Genomic DNA, 16,434 nt, shown 5'->3' on the forward strand with positions numbered 1-16,434 from the left:
CATCCTCAACCTTATTCTTTGTTAGCGCCATCTAACAGTGGCAGTAGGTATGGCAGTACGTTTTTTAACACAATTGGTTGGCCTGCCTTGTTAGGGTGTAATCCATCATTTTGCATTAACTCTTTGTTCAGTGCTACATTTTCAAGCATGAATGGCAGGTACGCTAAGTTATATTTATTGGCAATTTCTTCATATAGGCTAAAAAACATTTGTGTGTAGCGCTTTCCATAGTTTTGTGGGATCCGATTGCCAATTAGCAACACATCAGCGCCAGATTGTTGAGCTTGCTTAACCATCTTTTCTAAATTAATTGTGGTCTGATTCAGTGGGTAGCCTCGTAAAGCATCATTGGCACCAAGTTCTAACACTACCCAGTTTGGTTTATGTTTTTCTAATAAATCTGCAAAGCGTGAAAGGCCACCTTGGGTTGTTTCTCCGCTTACACTAGCATTAATGACCTTTAATTCAGGGTGAGATTGAGAAAGTTTATTTTCAAGTAAACTAACCCAGCCATCTTGTTGTCGTAAGTTATAGGCCGCACTTAAGCTGTCTCCCATAACGAGTAAAGTAGAAGCGGATGAAAATGAACTAATAAGTAGCGTTGCTATGATTATCAGTAACTGAGCGAATTGTCTTTTTAAAAACATAAGAACCCTTTTAGAGTATATAAATATGGCTAGCAGTACTGCGATTAAAGTATCTAATTTAACCCATACAGTGGCTTCCAATACAGGTGATTTGACCATATTGAAAGGAATTAATATGGAAATCAAGGAAAGCGAGTCGGTCGCGATTGTTGGCTCGTCAGGCTCTGGAAAGTCAACTTTATTGGGCCTGTTAGCAGGCCTAGACGTCAATACATCAGGTGACATTTTCCTATATGACGAAGCATTTTCCCAACAGTCAGAAGAGCAGAGAGCCTTGGCTCGTGGTCAATATGTGGGGTTTGTTTTCCAATCTTTTCATTTGCTACCCAGTTTACAAGCCATTGAAAATGTCATGTTGCCTGCCGAACTAAAAGGCGATAAAGAGGCGCGCGCCAAAGCAGAGTCTCTATTAGAGAAAGTCGGACTTTCTCATCGTTTGACGCATTATCCAAACCAACTGTCAGGTGGTGAGCAGCAACGGGTGGCTATTGCTCGCGCCTTTGCTTCTAACCCTAAGATACTTTTTGCCGATGAACCCACAGGCAATCTTGACGAAGAGAATGGCCGGCTTGTTATTAAATTATTGTTTGATCTTAACCAGTCCGAAGGTACGACATTAGTCATGGTGACTCACGACAATGAGCTAGCCAAGATGTGTGACCGTCAGTTGGTCATGTCTGCAGGTCAGCTAACGGAAAGATCCTTATGAGTTTTGCCTTACGTTTAATGCTTAGAGACATCCGCAGCGGTGATCTGATTACCTTGTTGTTGGCCTTAATTATTTCGGTGAGCACAGTGTCATCCATAGGTTTATTTATCGACCGTTTACAGCTGTCTTTCGAGAAAGAATCGGCCAATTTATTGGCCGCGGATCGTTTAATACGATCAGATGAGCCTATTCCTGATCAGTGGATAGGGAAAGCCAACGAATTAAATTTGCAAACAACACAAAGAACATCTTTTACAACCATGATGTTTGCGGATAATTCTTTACAGCTTTCGCAATTAAGCGCTGTGAGTAGTGGCTACCCATTAAAAGGCGCTTATCTTGTCGATGATACCTTGTTTGGCAGTGGCAAAAGTTCTACTGAAAGGCCAAATAAAGGGGAGGTGTGGGTATCTTCACGTTTGGCTAGTTTGCTTAATATCAAGCTTGGCGATCTGGTAGAAGTGGGTGATATTTCATTAAAGGTTAGTAAATACCTAGTCCGAGATCCTGGTTCCAGTGGTTCAGCATTTGCTATATCACCACGAGCCGTTATGAGTATGGAAGACCTTGCGGCGACCAATGTGATCATCCCGGGTAGTCGGGTTCGCTATTATCTTTTGCTGGCGGGAGACAAAGAGGCGCTTCAGCAATATGAAGATTGGATAACGCCGCAACTTAAAGACGGTCAACGATGGAGAACTCCCACCCAGCGAGGAGAGCGTATTGGAGATACAATTGGCCGTGCTGAATCTTTTCTGTTATTGGCTGGCACCTTAGCGGTCGTTATGTCTGGTGTGGCTATGGCGTTAGCCTCCGCAAGATTTGTTAAACGCCATCTCATGCAAGTCGCTATTTTAAAAACAATAGGCGCTACACCAAGGATCTTGGGGCGACTGTTTTTATTGCAATTACTGATATTGTTTGTAGTGGGGGCTGTGATTGGTCTGGCTATCGGTTGGGGGATGCAGGAAATCATTGCCTCATTGTTATCTGGCCTCATGTCTACCAAGTTACCTGAACCATCTATTGATCGATTATGGTTGGGAGCGGCAACAGGCCTGATATCGATGGTGGTTTTTTGTTTTCCTCTGATGTCACGTCTCATTAAAATCTCACCATTATCTGTATTACAACCCACCGCAAAAATCGAATTTAATAGCTTGGCTATTTATGTTGTGGGATTTATCGGTATGTTTGGCCTGATGTGTCTTTACACAAAGGGATTTTTACTGCCCAGTATTATGACCGTTGCTATTTTAGGGATTGCTTTGTTTGTGGCGGCTATTGGTTGGTTCGCATTCAAACTTGGGCGCTCTTTAACATCTGGAGCGACCAGTGGTTGGCAAATTGGCCTTGCTTCACTTTATCGCAGGCTGATACCTAATTTGTTCCAACTATTGGTGTTTACACTAATAATCATGCTTACCTTGATTTTAGTTGGAATCAAGTCAAGTTTGATTGCTGACTGGCAGCAGCAGTTGCCAAAAGATGCGCCAAACCATTATTTATTTAATGTTCAAGCTGATCAAATTGCGCCAATTGATGATCAAACCACCCAATTAGGACTGAAGAAGTCGGACTGGTTTCCCATGGTTCGTGGCAGAGTGACGGCGGTAAATGATGAGTCAATACAGTCACTTTATCCCGAAGAGAAAGGCGAGCCAGAACTTTACGAACGAGAATTAAACCTAACCTGGTCCGATACTCTTGGTAAAGGCAACGAGCTTGTCGAGGGTGACTTTGCTGCTGAAGGTTTATCGGTAGAAGAAAGAGCCGCTGAAGAGGCCAACTTAACAATAGGAGACAAGCTGACTATTAATATTGGAGGCAATGTTATCACACTGCCCATTACGTCAGTACGTTCAGTTGATTGGGGATCAATGCAACCGAACTTTTATCTCATTTTGCCTAAGAGTGCGCTGGAAGATTATCCGGCTAATTTTGTAAGTAGCCTGTTTGTAAGTGATACAAAAGCGCAAGCGTTTTATCGGTCAATGGCGAACTTCCCAACAGTCTCAATTTTGAATGTCGGGGATATTTTAAAACAAGTTCAAACAATAATAGGGCAGCTTTCACAAGCGATTCAATTGGTCTTGCTTTGTATACTCAGTGCTGGCGCTTTGGTCCTACTCGCAAGTGTCCGCTCGACTTTAGAGGAGCGTTTGGAGGAAGGGGCTTTGCTACGTGTTCTTGGTGCTCGAGGTGCATTGGTTCGTCAGGCTTTGTTGGTAGAGTTTGGTGCTCTTGGCTTCTTTTCAGGGCTCATCGCGGCGATTGGCGCAGAAACCTGTTTACTTGGTTTACAAGTGTTTGTATTTGATGCCGAAGCGAGCTTTCATCCACTGCTATGGATACTGGGGCCATTGATCGGTGTTGTGATCATTACAACGATTGGTATTTTTGCAAGTAGAACCGTGTTAAAAGTTCCCCCCATGCTTCTATTGCGTGGGTTATAATTGCGTATTTGTTAAAATACTAGGCTGTTTAGATGTTTGTAGAAAAAATTGGCTACATTGTGAGTCGTCACACTCGAGATGTGAGTGGCCACATTGAAATGAGCCTATTTATAAAAACACCTGAAGGAACAGTAAAAGTTCTACCAGATAGACAGCTTAGTGTTTTTTTCACCAATGCTCCGTTACAAAGTCTTCCAAATGATCTGCCTGGGATCAAGTATAGTGACCCCGGCCTAAAATCATTCAACAACGAGCCTGTTGTATTGGTTCAAAGCGCAAGTTTAATGCTTCATCAGCAAATGATTAGCTTAGTAAAGCGTCATGGTTATGCCGTGTACGAAGAAGATATTAAGGCACATAACCGTTATTTGATGGAGCGCCATATACGTGGTGCCGTACGTTTTATTGGTATCCCTGATGCGAATAATCAGACATTTCGACAGGCAAGAGTGATTGCCGGTGATTGGCAGCCTAATTGGAATGTCTGGTCATTGGACATAGAAACCTCTGTTTCCACCAATACGTTACTGTCTATCGGTATTACATCAAAGGACCAGAGGGTTGCTTTTGTTGTCACTGATATAGAGACCTCATCCCCAACCATCCGCCGTTTCAGTGATGAGAAAAGTTTATTGCTCGCCTTTATTCGGTATGTGAAGAAACATTCTCCAGATATTTTCATTGGGTGGAATTTGATTGGTTTTGATTTGCAGTTTATTGATCAACGCTGTCAACTGTTAGGAATCCGCCCCGCATTCGGTGTTAATGGTGAAAGTTGGAGTATTCGATCATCTGACAACCAAGGAAAGTATTTTGCGAGCATTCCTGGGCGTGTGGCGTTAGACGGTATTACTTTACTAAAAGTGGGTGGTTACCATTTTGAATCTTATAGTCTTAATAATGTCAGCAATGAAATCCTTGATGATGGCAAGCTATTGCACGGAAATGAGCGCTGGCAAGAAATAGAAAGATTGCATAGGGAAGATCTAGACGCTTTTGTGGCCTACAACCTACAAGACTGTGATCTTGTTATGCGTATATTTGAAAAGCTAAAGCTTATCGAACTACAGCAAACGCGAGTCGATTTAACTGGGATTCCTTTTGAACAAACGGGTGGCTCAGTCGCGGCATTTGAGAATTTGTATTTACCTCGCTTACACTCTGCTGGTTGGGTTGCCCCCGCTTGGAGTGATGATGATTTTGTTGCAAGCCCCGGAGGCTTTGTTATGTCATCTCGGCCTGGCTTGTATAAAAATGTGCTCGTTTTCGACTTTAAGAGTTTGTACCCAAGTATTATCCGTACCTTTCACATTGACCCTTTGGCGCGCATTTCAGCGCAATACTCCGTCAATACCGGTAATAACGAACCAACTGGTGATCACTTGGTACCTGGATTTTTAGGCGCCAGTTTTGACCGACATCAGGCCATTTTACCTTCTCTTGTCGGTGAGCTTGCTCAGGCGCGTGAAGAAGCCAAAAAAGTCGGTAATGCCATTTTAAGCTACGCCATCAAAATCATTATGAATTCCTTTTACGGTGTTCTCGGTTCTAATGTCTGTCGCTTCTATCATGCAGAATTAGCCAGCTCTATTACTATGCGTGGTCATGAGCTGCTAGCAAGAACGCAATCTTGGATGGAGGAAAGGGGCGCTAGAGTTATTTACGGCGACACAGACTCTCTTTTTGTTACGCTTGATGACGATGCGTTAGATCCTCAAAAACTAGGTGAGCAATTACGTGATGATATTAATGCGTGTTTATCTGAATGGTGTGAAGAATACGCCCAACTCGATTCTCACTTAGAACTTGAGTTCGAGCGTGTCTATGAGCGCTTTTTTATGCCAACAATACGAGGGCAAGAGGAAGGCAGTAAAAAACGATACGCGGGAAGATCGAAAGGTGAGCTTGTTTTCAAAGGATTGGAAGCCGCTCGAACGGATTGGACACCGATGGCAAGGCAATTTCAACGTACTCTATTTGAAAAAGTGTTTAATGATGAAAACCCAGTTAGCTTTATTCAAGAAACCATTGCAACGCTCAGGGCTGGTGGCTATGACGAACAGCTGATCTACAGTAAACAGTTGAGCCGTCCTTTATCCTCTTACACTAAAAATAAGCCACCTCACGTTCGAGCGGCCGCCATCATTGATCAAAAAAGAGCAGAGCAGGGGCTTCCCTTAGAGTACAACAAAGGACGAAAGAGAGTGTATTACGTCTATCAACGTTCTGGTGTCGTGCCTTATGAAAGCGTCGAAGATTTGGTTGATTTAGATTACGAGCATTATATTGAAAAGCAGATCGAGCCTATCGCAGACAGTATTTTGCCATTTTTTAAAACTGATATGGCTAGTTTGCTCTCACAGCAAATTTCTTTGCTTTGATTTTAATTAATCACTTGTGCGAATGCCAAACACTCTTTCCGTATTGCTGAGGCTGGCTTGAATCAACTCTTCCACTGAAATGCCTTTAAGTCTAGCTACCTCTTTCGCTACCCAAGGTAAGAACTTTGGGTGGTTTTTCTTCGGACGTGGTCGAATGTTACGAGGTAGAAGGTAAGGCGCATCGGTTTCGAGTAACAATTTATCGAGAGGAATGTGCGGTATCGATAATTGTAAATCTTCGCCTCGACGCTCATCGCACACCCAACCTGTGATACCGATTGACAAGCCTAACTCTAAATAACGATCTAGCTGAGCTCGGCTACCTGTAAAGCAATGAATGATAGAGTGTTGAGCCAAAGAAGGGTGTTTTTTCAGAATCTCGACCATCTCTGTGTGGGCGTCCCTTTCATGAAGGTACAGCGGAAGCTGGTGGTCCGTTGCTAATTCTATTTGTTCGTCAAATGCGTAGAACTGTTCTTGTCGACTGGAGTAATTACGGTTGAAGTCCAAACCAGTTTCGCCAATGGCAACCGGTCTTTTAATGTTAATAAGGTCGGCAAGGTGACGTTTTGTATCCGCATTCCAAGTTTTAGCTTGGTGAGGATGGCAACCTAATGTATTCCACATGCTTGAGCGGCTGTCGCATAAGGCTTGGATTTGCTTGCTTTCCTCTAGGTCAGAAGCGATGCAAATCATGCCGTGAACTCCTGCCTGTAGCATTTCATCAATGGTCTTATCTAAATCATCAAGAAAGAAGCGATGATTAATATTTACGCCAATATCTATCATAGTGACATCATCTCTTTTGCTTCTTTAAAACTCTCAACATATAAGTCTTTCAGTGATTGTTTGGTTATGTTTTTGCTTTGTAACTGTTCAAGAGGGATTTTTTCCCATCGACCGGCTTCGTAGTCTTCTACAATTCGCAGCACACCGCCTAAATTACCTTTGTACTCAAGTAAGGCCGCCTTGATATTTTCTTCGAGGGGAAGGTTTTTCAAAAGACTAGGAAGGTCATCATCTAAAAAGCTCGGTAAATAAGAGAAAAGACCGACAATAAAAGCACCATCTACTTTTGGCGATAATGCTTTGGCTAGACTTTGGCAGAAGCAGGCACGAGACACGGCCATTGGAAACAAACAATCAGGCTTTCCTGATATGCTGCTTAACATGACCAAACTTACCCACTTTATAAGGTCTCTAATCCCGATTATTTCGACAGCACGCTGAGCACTAGAGACGTTAAATTGACTACGATAATGAGCGGTATGGGTTAGTTTTATTACTCTATAAGTTAAGGTTGGATCCCGTTCAATATAATCAGCCAATACACGAGGTGAGGACTCTTGATCATTTAATGCGATTAATAAATCAATCAAAATGGCTTTGTAAGCGAGAATTCGTTTCCCTTTAATTGTATTGACTCGTTTGATGAAGTTACCGCTAAAAGACGCTTCAGGAATGGCTTGCTTAAGTGTATTAAACTGATCTTCTTTTTCTACTTCATCTATCCAGATATTTTTTGTTGATATCAGTTCGTTCTTGCAGCTCTCGATTACGTTTTCGATAGAACATTGGTTCAAATTAAAAACAACAGAAGTGAATACATCTAAAATTGCGGGTGGAATAGCCTTTAAATCGGGATTTTTAATACCTAGTTCGTAACCATCTAAGCGAAGAGCTGAAAGTGTATCAAGATGTTCTTCTTGTAACTCTATGCCATCAATAAAAATAACCATATGAATATTGCTTTGCAGAGGAAGCTTGCTAAGCTGGTCAATATGGCTTTGAAAAAAAATGGTTTTTTGTTGAGTTATTTCGGTAATATTAGAATCGATAAAGAGAGAGCTTAAAAAAGAGGCATCCTTTTCTTCTATTTTGTTATCTGGGTGTACTATAAAGTAGGCAATCGTCTGTGAATTAAGGTTTACAACTGCTTTAGTACAAAAAAGCACATCGTTGTTCTTCATTTAAGTTCCTTGATAGAAGAGTTGTCACAAAAAAATACTGTAACGCTTAGCCGAATACAATATCATGGTTATAATGGATTAATGCCTTAATTTAAAAATGTTTGGAGTTTTATATGGCAAGCATGTTAGACGCTATAGACCAAAGAACCAAGTTAGTAGGTGAAAACCGCTTGGAGCTACTCATGTTCCGTCTTGGCGGAATGCAGATGTTTGCAATCAACGTTTTCAAAGTCCAAGAAGTAGTTCAACTGCCAAAATTAAATTTAATGCCACATAGACATCCATCGGTAGCAGGGGTAACGCATTTTCGTAACCGTACTATTCCAGTCATCGATTTGTCTGAGTCCATTGGTATGCGTCCAATTGATCGCAGCCAGCCATGTAACCTTATTGTTACAGAGTATAACAATACTGTTCAAGGGTTTATGGTTGGGGAAGTTGATCGTATTATCAATATGAATTGGAATGAAATTTTACCTCCACCAGATGGCGCTGGACGCCAGCATTATTTAACAGCCATTACTCGAGTTAATGATCGTATCGTCGAAATTATTGATGTGGAGAAAGTATTAGCTGAGATTTCACCCTACGACACAACAGTCAGCGATGACATTATTGATAAAGAGCTAATGTCTTTGGCAAAAGGGTTGGAAGTGCTTGTCGTCGATGATTCTTCGGTTGGTCTTGCTCAGTGTCGCTCCACACTCGATTTTATGGGAATTACAGTACATACGGCAACTGACGGTAAAAAAGGCCTTGAGACTTTAAAGAGGTGGGCGGCAGAGGGTGAAGTTGTACCTGAAAAGCTCCTTATGATGATCACCGATGCCGAAATGCCTGAAATGGATGGCTATAGGCTAACTCGTGAAGTGCGTGAAGATCCTATGCTAAAGGATCTCTACATTGTTTTACATACATCATTAAGCGGAAGTTTTAACAAGGCAATGGTTCAAAAAGTTGGCTGCGATGATTTTTTATCTAAGTTTCAGCCAGATAAGCTCGCTTCTTTGATACAAGAAAGAATTCGTTCTGTTATCGAAAAAGAGTAGATATTAGATACGTTCAATGTAAAAGCAGGCATTTGTTGTCTGCTTTTTTATAATGGCTAGGAAGGATACTTGTCTCTTATGCCAACTTACGAAATATTTCTTTTATGGGTTCTTATTGGTGCAGCAACTGGCTCGGTTACTGCTCTTATTAAAACTTCTCCAACGCTTATTGCTATCCCATGCTTATATTTCTTTTTTCCAGTCTTTGACCTTTCTTTTGAGGGGTTAATGTTACCCATTGTCGCGACTTGCATTATCGCATTCATTCCTGCGAATCTTTATGCTTGGTTAAGTTCAATGAGGTCTGGTGCTGTAGATCATCAAACTTTGATGAAATACGCTCCGGGTATCGCTATGGGTGGTGTCATTGGTGCACAGCTTTTATCTCTTATTGATATTACAACCTTCAAATTTCTTTTTTCTTGTATGGCTGTCATTGCCATATTAAGTAGTGTCTTTTTTATCAAATATGAAAATGAGAGTGAAGATAAAAACATAACCACCGAATCAACAATGACGAACCTACCACTTGGCCTAGCCATAGGAGGGATGTCACTCATAACAGGAAGCAATGGTGAAGTCTTTAGTCGTATCTTATGCCAATTTAAAAAAATAGCATTAAGTAGACAACAGGGTACTGTTGAAGGGCTAGTGTTATTCTCATCTATTGCTGCTCTGGTTGGTTTTGTTTACCCAGCACAAAGCTTTGATCACTATAATCTAAGTGGTTTTGTCGGAGCGTTACATATACCATCAGTCACTATTTTAGCAATCAGCCATTTGTTTTTTTTCTGGCTTTGCCTTGATAGAGGCACAGAATTAGATAAGCGTGTATTGAAGATAAGTTTTGTGGTTTTTGTGGTCTGTTCTTTATTTCGGTTATGGTTTAGCTAGATTATGTTTGTCAGTAAAGTTGACAAAGTACACTCTCTCGGAAACGAAAATAAACAAATAAGCCCCTAATAAGCTTAGAATTTTCATTATTGTCTGCGGTTTCTTGACTTATAATGAACTGAGAATTTCAATTAAAAGGTATAACATGAAAAACTCAAGCGACTATGGCGTATTGATGATGAATTTGGGGACACCGGATGCACCGAAAACTCCAGAAGTACGTCGCTATCTTAGAGAATTTCTTTCAGATTCTCGTGTTGTTGACCTTAATCCTCTTATTTGGAAACCAATCCTTAATTTAATTATATTAACGTTACGCCCACCCAAGGTAGCTAAAATTTACCAACAAGTATGGATGGAGGAAGGTTCTCCTTTATTAGTACTTAGTGAGCGCTTGAAAGATAATGTTAAATCCGCTTTAGTCAAAAAAACTGGACGGGCAGTCCCTGTGGAATTAGCAATGACTTACGGGAATCCGAGCGTAGAAAATGCGGCCAAAAAGCTAAGAGATCAAGGCGTTAAAAATATTGTGGTGATTCCTATGTATCCACAATTCTCCGCTACTACGACAGCGGCGGCTTATGATCGTCTCATGAAGTCATTAAAACATTGTCCACACTGGCCATCTTTACAGCTTCTGCATGATTATGCAGAACACCCTTTATACGTTGAAGCCTTAGCAAACTCAGTGCGGACCCAATGGGACAAGCAAGGGGAGAGGCGTCATCTTGTTTTTTCTTATCATGGTATTCCAAAACGTTATGTAACAAATGGCGATCCTTATTCACGTCGCTGTGAAGCAACCAGCCGTTTGGTTGCAGAAGCATTAGAGCTGGGCGATCATGAATGGACGCATGTGTATCAGTCACGGTTTGGTCGGGAGGAGTGGCTTAAGCCTTATGCCGATGCTACGTTGAAGGCGTTGCCCTCGATGGGAGTGAAAAAAATTAATGTCATCAGTCCTGCTTTTTCCATTGATTGCATTGAAACGCTTGAAGAAGTGACTTTGGAATTAGGTGATGAATTTAAAAATAATGGCGGCTTAGCATTTGATTACATTCCCGCTTTAAATGATTCCCCGGATCAAGTTGATTTGTACGTCGACTTAATTGAGAAAAACACTAAGCAATGGATTTAGAATGGTACTGAGTAATTCAAAGATAAGCACAATTGCTTTTGATGCAGATGATACGCTTTGGAAAAATGAAGATATTTTTATTCATGCACAAGATGAGTTTATAAATCTTCTCCTACCGTATCATGACGAGTCTTATATTCGTTCTCATCTAGCTGGAGTACAGATCAAAAACTTGCAGCATTTTGGTTATGGTATTAAGGGATTTACACTTTCAATGATAGAAACGGCTATCGAATTAACGGAAGGCCGTATAATTGGGAGTGAAATACAAACTATCATTGAGCTTGCAAAATGTATGCTCGCGTCGCCTGTAGAAGTATTACCGAATATTGAAACTGTTCTCACCAAGTTGAAAGCTAAGTATCGTTTATTGGTTATTACTAAAGGGGATTTACTCGATCAAGAAAGTAAACTAGCCCGATCGGGAATTGCTGAATACTTTGATGCTATCGAAATCATTAGTGAAAAAAACTCTCTGACTTACAAGCAAATTTTGCAAAGGCACAATGTGCTTCCAGAGAACTTCTTAATGATTGGCAACTCTTTAAAATCAGATATTTTGCCAGTGCTCGATATCGGAGCGAAAGCCTTACACATACCTTACCATACAACATGGGATCACGAGAAAGTGACTGATGACACTTTATCTTCGTATCAAAACATCGAAACGATTAGTGATATTTGTCATATTTTTGATTACTTAGCGCTTTCCTCATCAAATATAAAGGCAACAGTTTTATGACTATTTTAAAAATTTGTGTGTGCATGCTAGCTCTAATATCAATGATGGTCCACTCTGAAGAAAGCTCCCTAGATAAAGCCAAGAATAGTGCCGCTAATTTATGGGATAAAACAAAAACAACTGCCGAGGAGATTGCTCAAACAACTACCGAAAAAGCGTCCGAATTTGGTAAAAAAGCTTCAGATGTCGGCAAAAAGGTATCAAAGAAGACAAAAGAAACGGGTGAAGTCGTTTGGGATAAAATGCAAGAAGTCGGTGCTGCTGCCGCAGAAGGGGCAAGAAATAGTGCTTCTAAAATAAGAACTTATGTGGGGGAAAGAAAGGGGTGTGATGAAGACACAGTATTTTGCTATAAAGACAAAGAATAAAGTAAATGCAGGAAAAGTCCGATAAAGCATCAAGAGAACCGGTGTCGAGTAACTGGGAACAAGAGTTTCTAGAACAAAATGACGTACACATTAAAGCGGCCAAAGTTCGTTATAGATGCCCCAAATGTGAAAGCCTATTAACTCTTAAGAAAGGATCTAATGGCCCTTTTTGGGGATGTGAGTCATATCCTACCTGCGATTACACCGCTAATGATGAGGCGGGTAAGCCTGTAAGAGCAAAGCGTTATTTCTGTCCCGCCTGTCAGTCCCCACTGAGAAAGAAAAGCTTTAAAGATAATGTTTTTTGGGGATGTTCAAACTACCCAAATTGCAAGGTAACAGTTGAAGATGATAATGGTGCTCCTTCAAGCACCAAAAAATACCCATGTCGTAAATGTGGTCATTACTTGGTTAGGAAGAAAAGTAAAAATGGTTATTTTTGGGGGTGCATTACTTATCCCAAATGCACAAATACACTTAATGATGATAAGGGGCTTCCTGTTTTAAAGAAAAAACGCTGAATACTAACTAATAGCTCTTTTCTACAGCTTTTAACGCAGAATCTAGTTGTTTGTACTTAAAGCAAAAGTTTTGATCAATGAGTCTTTTGGGGATAATTTTAGGACCTTCAGTTAGCAAACTAGCCATCTCACCAAAAATAATGCTCAATAGCCACCTTGGAGTCGGTAAAATAGCGGGTCTATTTAATGAATTGGCATATAAGCGAGCGAATTGGCCTTGCTGTACTATTTGTGGAGACACCAAGTTGTAAACTCCAGAAAATGATTTGTCTTGTATTGCTTCATCAATCGCTTTAATAACATCATCAATATGAACCCAAGAAAACCACTGTTTTCCACCAGCAATAGGGCCTCCTGCTCCACACTTAAAAGGAAGTCGCATTTTAGCAAGAGCGCCTCCTTTTCCTAAAACGACACCTAGACGAAATATTACAACTCGCGCACCATCATTTAAAAAAGCTTTAGCCGATTGCTCCCAGGCAGCACAAAGTTTATGCGCAAAGCCTGAAGAAGGGGGAGTATCTTCGTAAAATATATCGTTAATTGATAAGCCATAGAACCCTACCGCTGACATTGAGATGACCAGTTTTGGAGGTTGGTTTAATGCATTTTTAATATTGTCAGTTAACGTTACTCGACTATCGTATAAAGCCTTTTTTCGTTTTTCACTCCAAGCTTTTCCTGCAATATTCTCTCCGGCCAAATTAATAAAAACATCAAATTGTTCATTTATTTCAGAAAGTAATGGTAGGGTAAGTTGATGTATCTTTTTATCGAGACGATTATCTACTTTTCTCACATAGGCAAATACTTCGTGGGAGTCATTAAGCAGTTTTTTGGTCAAAGATTGCCCAATAAATCCAGTAGCGCCCGATACGAGAATTTTCATTGAACTAAGCTCCTTTTCAACAGGGATGAAATTCATAATACGTATGAAAATAAAAAGAGGATCAATCACTTCCAAAATATAAGTAAGAAATGATTTTTTAATCAATTTAGGTACAAGTTTAAAAGGTTTTTTGCACTGCACCTTCTTTTTCTAGAGTAGGATGGATAAAATGGCTAAATCAAGAAACATTAGGTATCAAAATGCTACGCAAAGAATACGATCACATCATACTTCTTGCACATGGAAGTCCAGACCCTCTTTGGAAGCAACCTTTCGAATCGTTGTACCAGCAAATTGTGGATGTTTATGGTGAAGATAACGCGAGCCTCGCATACATGGAGCTAACTTCTCCTTCATTAGAAGATGCAATAGCACAATTAGATACAAACGTTAATAAAGTCGCCGTCCTGCCTCTTTTTTTAGCTGTTGGTCGCCATCTGAGGCAAGATGTTCCAGCCCAAATCGATGCGTTACAAACAGAAATGCTAAAGATAGAGTTGTTACCTCCAATCGGTGAGGATGAGCTAGTCAAAGAGGCAATGAAATCCGTTGTTGCGAACCATTTAGGTAAGGTTTAACAATGCTCTTATTTTTAGTTAATTCATGGAGTCTAATGGATGCTATTTAGACACTTGCCTGATGAAATATTTCAAGCGCTAAGCGGCTCAAATCGAGCATTAATAGAAGCAGTATTAAATGATCTCGCAGATGTTTTTTACGATCACGCTGAAGATCCAATTAAAGATAAGTCGACCATCATTGAATCGATTGAAGATACCCTTCATAAACTTGATACGCTTGCTTGGCATGATGATCAAAAAGAATCTTTTGACTCACCAAAAACCATTCATGATTATGCATTAAGAATTTATCACCGCTTGGTTAATACCGGTTGGTTAGTAGAAGAGCAGGAGTTGTACCGAGTCAGTGTACTAATGACTCCACAAATCTCTATGTTACTTCGTTCACTGGTCGAAATCAGCCGCCATGGTAAGCGAAATTACGGTGCCACCGTACTTAGTATTCTTAGTAACTTAGAATCCGTTGCGAACCATCCTAAAGAGCGAGGAGTAACACTTCGGCAGTCAGCTGAGGCATCAAGAGATTTTTCGGCACACTTAAATCAGATATTGCTTGGTATTCGTAGTCTACAACGAGAGCTTTTTGCGAGTAGAGACCCTAAAGCAATTGTCGCGGGATTCTTTGATTTATTTGTAGAAGGCATATTAATCGCTGACTATAAGACCATTAAAACCAGCAATAACCCGTTCCGTTTTAGGCGTCAAATTCTTGAGTTAACTCAGGAGTTTTTAAACAACCCCGAAACCATGGGGCAAGTTGCACAGTGTTATGTTGATCAGCAGTTAATTACGATGGCAGAAGCTCAAGCCATGGTTGAAAAAGATTGCCGAGATATCATCCAAACATTCAGTAATATTGAGCAACGCTTAGAGCGTATCGATGAATACCGTTATCGCTTAGAAAAACGCGCGGCGGATACGGCTCGTTACATGGATAGTTCAAGACCAGGTATGGCCAACAAAATTGCGGGCATTATTAGTGATGTCGCAAAATTCGAGAAGCTTCCGATCTTAAAAGACGTTGTGGGTGCCCGCTTTGTTGGTATGTCTTCGGCGGCACAGCCGACAAAACGCAGAGAGCCGCCACCACCGCGAGTCATGACCCCAACGGAAGTGTCTGCCGATGCGATAAAATTAAGGGATCAACAGCGTCGTTTCCATGAGGCTCGCCAAGTAACAATCCCAAAAATGCACAATTACTTGGATTCGCAAATTGCGACAGGCAAACAAAAACATATTCTCGATTTTACGATTGAATCTGTTGAAGATTTTGTTTGCTTTGATCATTTGCGTTACATCGGCTCACTAGGCGTGAGTGCGAAGAAGATAGAAGATTTATTCGAAGTTCAGTTTACTAATCAGTACTTAGATGTGCACGGCTTCGTTGAATGTCGTGAATTTACTGTAGTGCGTAGGAGCAAAGCGTAATGCTTAGAGAATTAAAAAAAGTTGTTGAAGAGTCTGGTAAGGACGCTCAAGAATTCCAACAGACAGCAAACTTTGTCATTGCCAATCAATTTGCCAGCGCCTACAAACATGGCCAACGTAAACACTATTTGCTTTTAGAGTCCTACCAAGATTATTTCGATAATTTATTTGATGCGTTAGGCATGAGACTCTACATTAACGAAAACGAGCGATTGGCGGGTGTTTTACCCATTCAGAAAGAGGCTTTTGTCCGTTTGAAAACAGATGAAACCTTATTTTTATTAGTTCTTCGCCAAATTTACGAAGAAAAAATTGAGAACTTTGAAGTCGATAACGGCTTTGTTGCAACTAACACTCACACTATCTTAGATCGATTTGTTCAATTGGTTAAGCGTGAGATCCCAACGGAAACGCGATTCAAAGATATCTTAGCCTTATTTAGTCGACACGGGATTATCATTCGCGGCAAATCCTATGAGGAAGACAGTAAAAACCAAATGATCAACATTACTCCTGTTGTTCGCTTGATTGTAACGGAAGCGTATCTACGACAATTAGAGTCATTCAATGGTACTGATCCAGATGAAGATGAAGTTGCGGATGAAAATGCAAATGCCGAAACAGAAACAACGCAAGAAACAAATCAGGACTAGGGCCAAAA

Annotated in this window: 16 protein-coding genes; 12 read left to right on the forward strand and 4 right to left on the reverse strand. The window is 40.7% G+C overall.

Translation table 11 applies throughout. The annotated features are described in order from the left end of the window. Window positions 1–11: 11 nt before the first annotated feature. Window positions 12–647 carry an arylesterase gene (locus C0J08_RS10950; RefSeq protein ID WP_212656163.1) on the reverse strand — a complete coding sequence of 212 codons (636 nt, stop codon included), beginning with the start codon at window positions 645–647 and terminating at the stop codon, window positions 12–14. A 25-nt stretch (window positions 648–672) separates the two neighbouring features. Here C0J08_RS10950 and C0J08_RS10955 point away from each other — a divergent pair, with 25 nt between their 5' ends. The 3 genes from C0J08_RS10955 to C0J08_RS10965 are packed head-to-tail and all read left to right on the forward strand — an operon-like array spanning window position 673 to window position 6,193. After that, window positions 673–1,356, forward strand: a complete 684-nt coding sequence (locus C0J08_RS10955) for an ABC transporter ATP-binding protein (protein ID WP_212656164.1) — start codon at window positions 673–675, stop codon at window positions 1,354–1,356. Continuing rightward, window positions 1,353–3,812: an ABC transporter permease gene (locus C0J08_RS10960; RefSeq protein ID WP_212656165.1), complete on the forward strand. Its 2,460-nt coding sequence runs from the start codon at window positions 1,353–1,355 to the stop codon at window positions 3,810–3,812. The genes C0J08_RS10955 and C0J08_RS10960 overlap by 4 nt, the downstream gene beginning before the upstream one ends. Before the next feature lie 32 nt (window positions 3,813–3,844). After that, window positions 3,845–6,193 (forward strand): DNA polymerase II, encoded by a 2,349-nt coding sequence (locus tag C0J08_RS10965; RefSeq protein WP_212656166.1) that lies wholly within the window; start codon window positions 3,845–3,847, stop codon window positions 6,191–6,193. Between the two features lie 6 nt (window positions 6,194–6,199). Here the strand turns inward: C0J08_RS10965 and C0J08_RS10970 are convergent, their stop codons facing one another. After that, window positions 6,200–6,982 (reverse strand): TatD family hydrolase, encoded by a 783-nt coding sequence (locus C0J08_RS10970; protein WP_212656167.1) that lies wholly within the window; start codon window positions 6,980–6,982, stop codon window positions 6,200–6,202. Next, window positions 6,979–8,163 (reverse strand): EAL and HDOD domain-containing protein, encoded by a 1,185-nt coding sequence (locus C0J08_RS10975; protein WP_212656168.1) that lies wholly within the window; start codon window positions 8,161–8,163, stop codon window positions 6,979–6,981. The genes C0J08_RS10970 and C0J08_RS10975 overlap by 4 nt, the downstream gene beginning before the upstream one ends. A gap of 113 nt (window positions 8,164–8,276) precedes the next feature. Here C0J08_RS10975 and C0J08_RS10980 point away from each other — a divergent pair, with 113 nt between their 5' ends. From C0J08_RS10980 to C0J08_RS11005, 6 genes are all read left to right on the forward strand, one after another. Continuing rightward, a complete protein-coding gene (locus C0J08_RS10980; protein WP_212656169.1) occupies window positions 8,277–9,212 on the forward strand; it encodes a chemotaxis protein CheV in 936 nt (311 codons plus the stop codon). A 78-nt stretch (window positions 9,213–9,290) separates the two neighbouring features. Continuing rightward, entirely contained in the window at window positions 9,291–10,106 is an 816-nt protein-coding gene (locus C0J08_RS10985; protein ID WP_212656170.1) for a sulfite exporter TauE/SafE family protein, read from the forward strand. Window positions 10,107–10,251: 145 nt separating this feature from the next. Beyond that, a complete protein-coding gene (hemH, locus tag C0J08_RS10990) occupies window positions 10,252–11,244 on the forward strand; it encodes a ferrochelatase (protein WP_212656171.1) in 993 nt (330 codons plus the stop codon). Window position 11,245: 1 nt separating this feature from the next. Then, window positions 11,246–11,986, forward strand: a complete 741-nt coding sequence (locus C0J08_RS10995) for an HAD family hydrolase (protein WP_212656172.1) — start codon at window positions 11,246–11,248, stop codon at window positions 11,984–11,986. Further along, the gene (locus C0J08_RS11000) at window positions 11,983–12,354 is read left to right on the forward strand and encodes a hypothetical protein (protein ID WP_212656173.1); all 372 of its coding nucleotides are present in this window, start codon (window positions 11,983–11,985) and stop codon (window positions 12,352–12,354) included. The genes C0J08_RS10995 and C0J08_RS11000 overlap by 4 nt, the downstream gene beginning before the upstream one ends. 5 nt (window positions 12,355–12,359) lie before the next feature. Next, window positions 12,360–12,875: a DNA topoisomerase family protein gene (locus tag C0J08_RS11005; RefSeq protein ID WP_212656174.1), complete on the forward strand. Its 516-nt coding sequence runs from the start codon at window positions 12,360–12,362 to the stop codon at window positions 12,873–12,875. Between the two features lie 7 nt (window positions 12,876–12,882). Here C0J08_RS11005 and C0J08_RS11010 read toward each other — a convergent pair whose 3' ends face one another. Continuing rightward, window positions 12,883–13,905, reverse strand: a complete 1,023-nt coding sequence (locus C0J08_RS11010) for a TIGR01777 family oxidoreductase (RefSeq protein ID WP_249344622.1) — start codon at window positions 13,903–13,905, stop codon at window positions 12,883–12,885. Between the two features lie 59 nt (window positions 13,906–13,964). On the opposite strand from C0J08_RS11010, the gene C0J08_RS11015 reads away from it, so the two are divergent. The 3 genes from C0J08_RS11015 to C0J08_RS11025 are packed head-to-tail and all read left to right on the forward strand — an operon-like array spanning window position 13,965 to window position 16,426. Further along, the gene (locus tag C0J08_RS11015; RefSeq protein WP_212656175.1) at window positions 13,965–14,342 is read left to right on the forward strand and encodes a sirohydrochlorin chelatase; all 378 of its coding nucleotides are present in this window, start codon (window positions 13,965–13,967) and stop codon (window positions 14,340–14,342) included. 39 nt (window positions 14,343–14,381) lie between these two features. Next, a complete protein-coding gene (locus C0J08_RS11020) occupies window positions 14,382–15,773 on the forward strand; it encodes a Wadjet anti-phage system protein JetA family protein (RefSeq protein WP_212656176.1) in 1,392 nt (463 codons plus the stop codon). Beyond that, on the forward strand, window positions 15,773–16,426 hold the full coding sequence (locus tag C0J08_RS11025) for a DUF4194 domain-containing protein (RefSeq protein WP_212656177.1): 654 nt from the start codon (window positions 15,773–15,775) through the stop codon (window positions 16,424–16,426). The genes C0J08_RS11020 and C0J08_RS11025 overlap by 1 nt, the downstream gene beginning before the upstream one ends. The last annotated feature ends 8 nt before the right edge of the window (window positions 16,427–16,434 follow it).

The organism is Marinomonas sp. CT5 (assembly GCF_018336975.1).
Lineage (GTDB): Bacteria > Pseudomonadota > Gammaproteobacteria > Pseudomonadales > Marinomonadaceae > Marinomonas.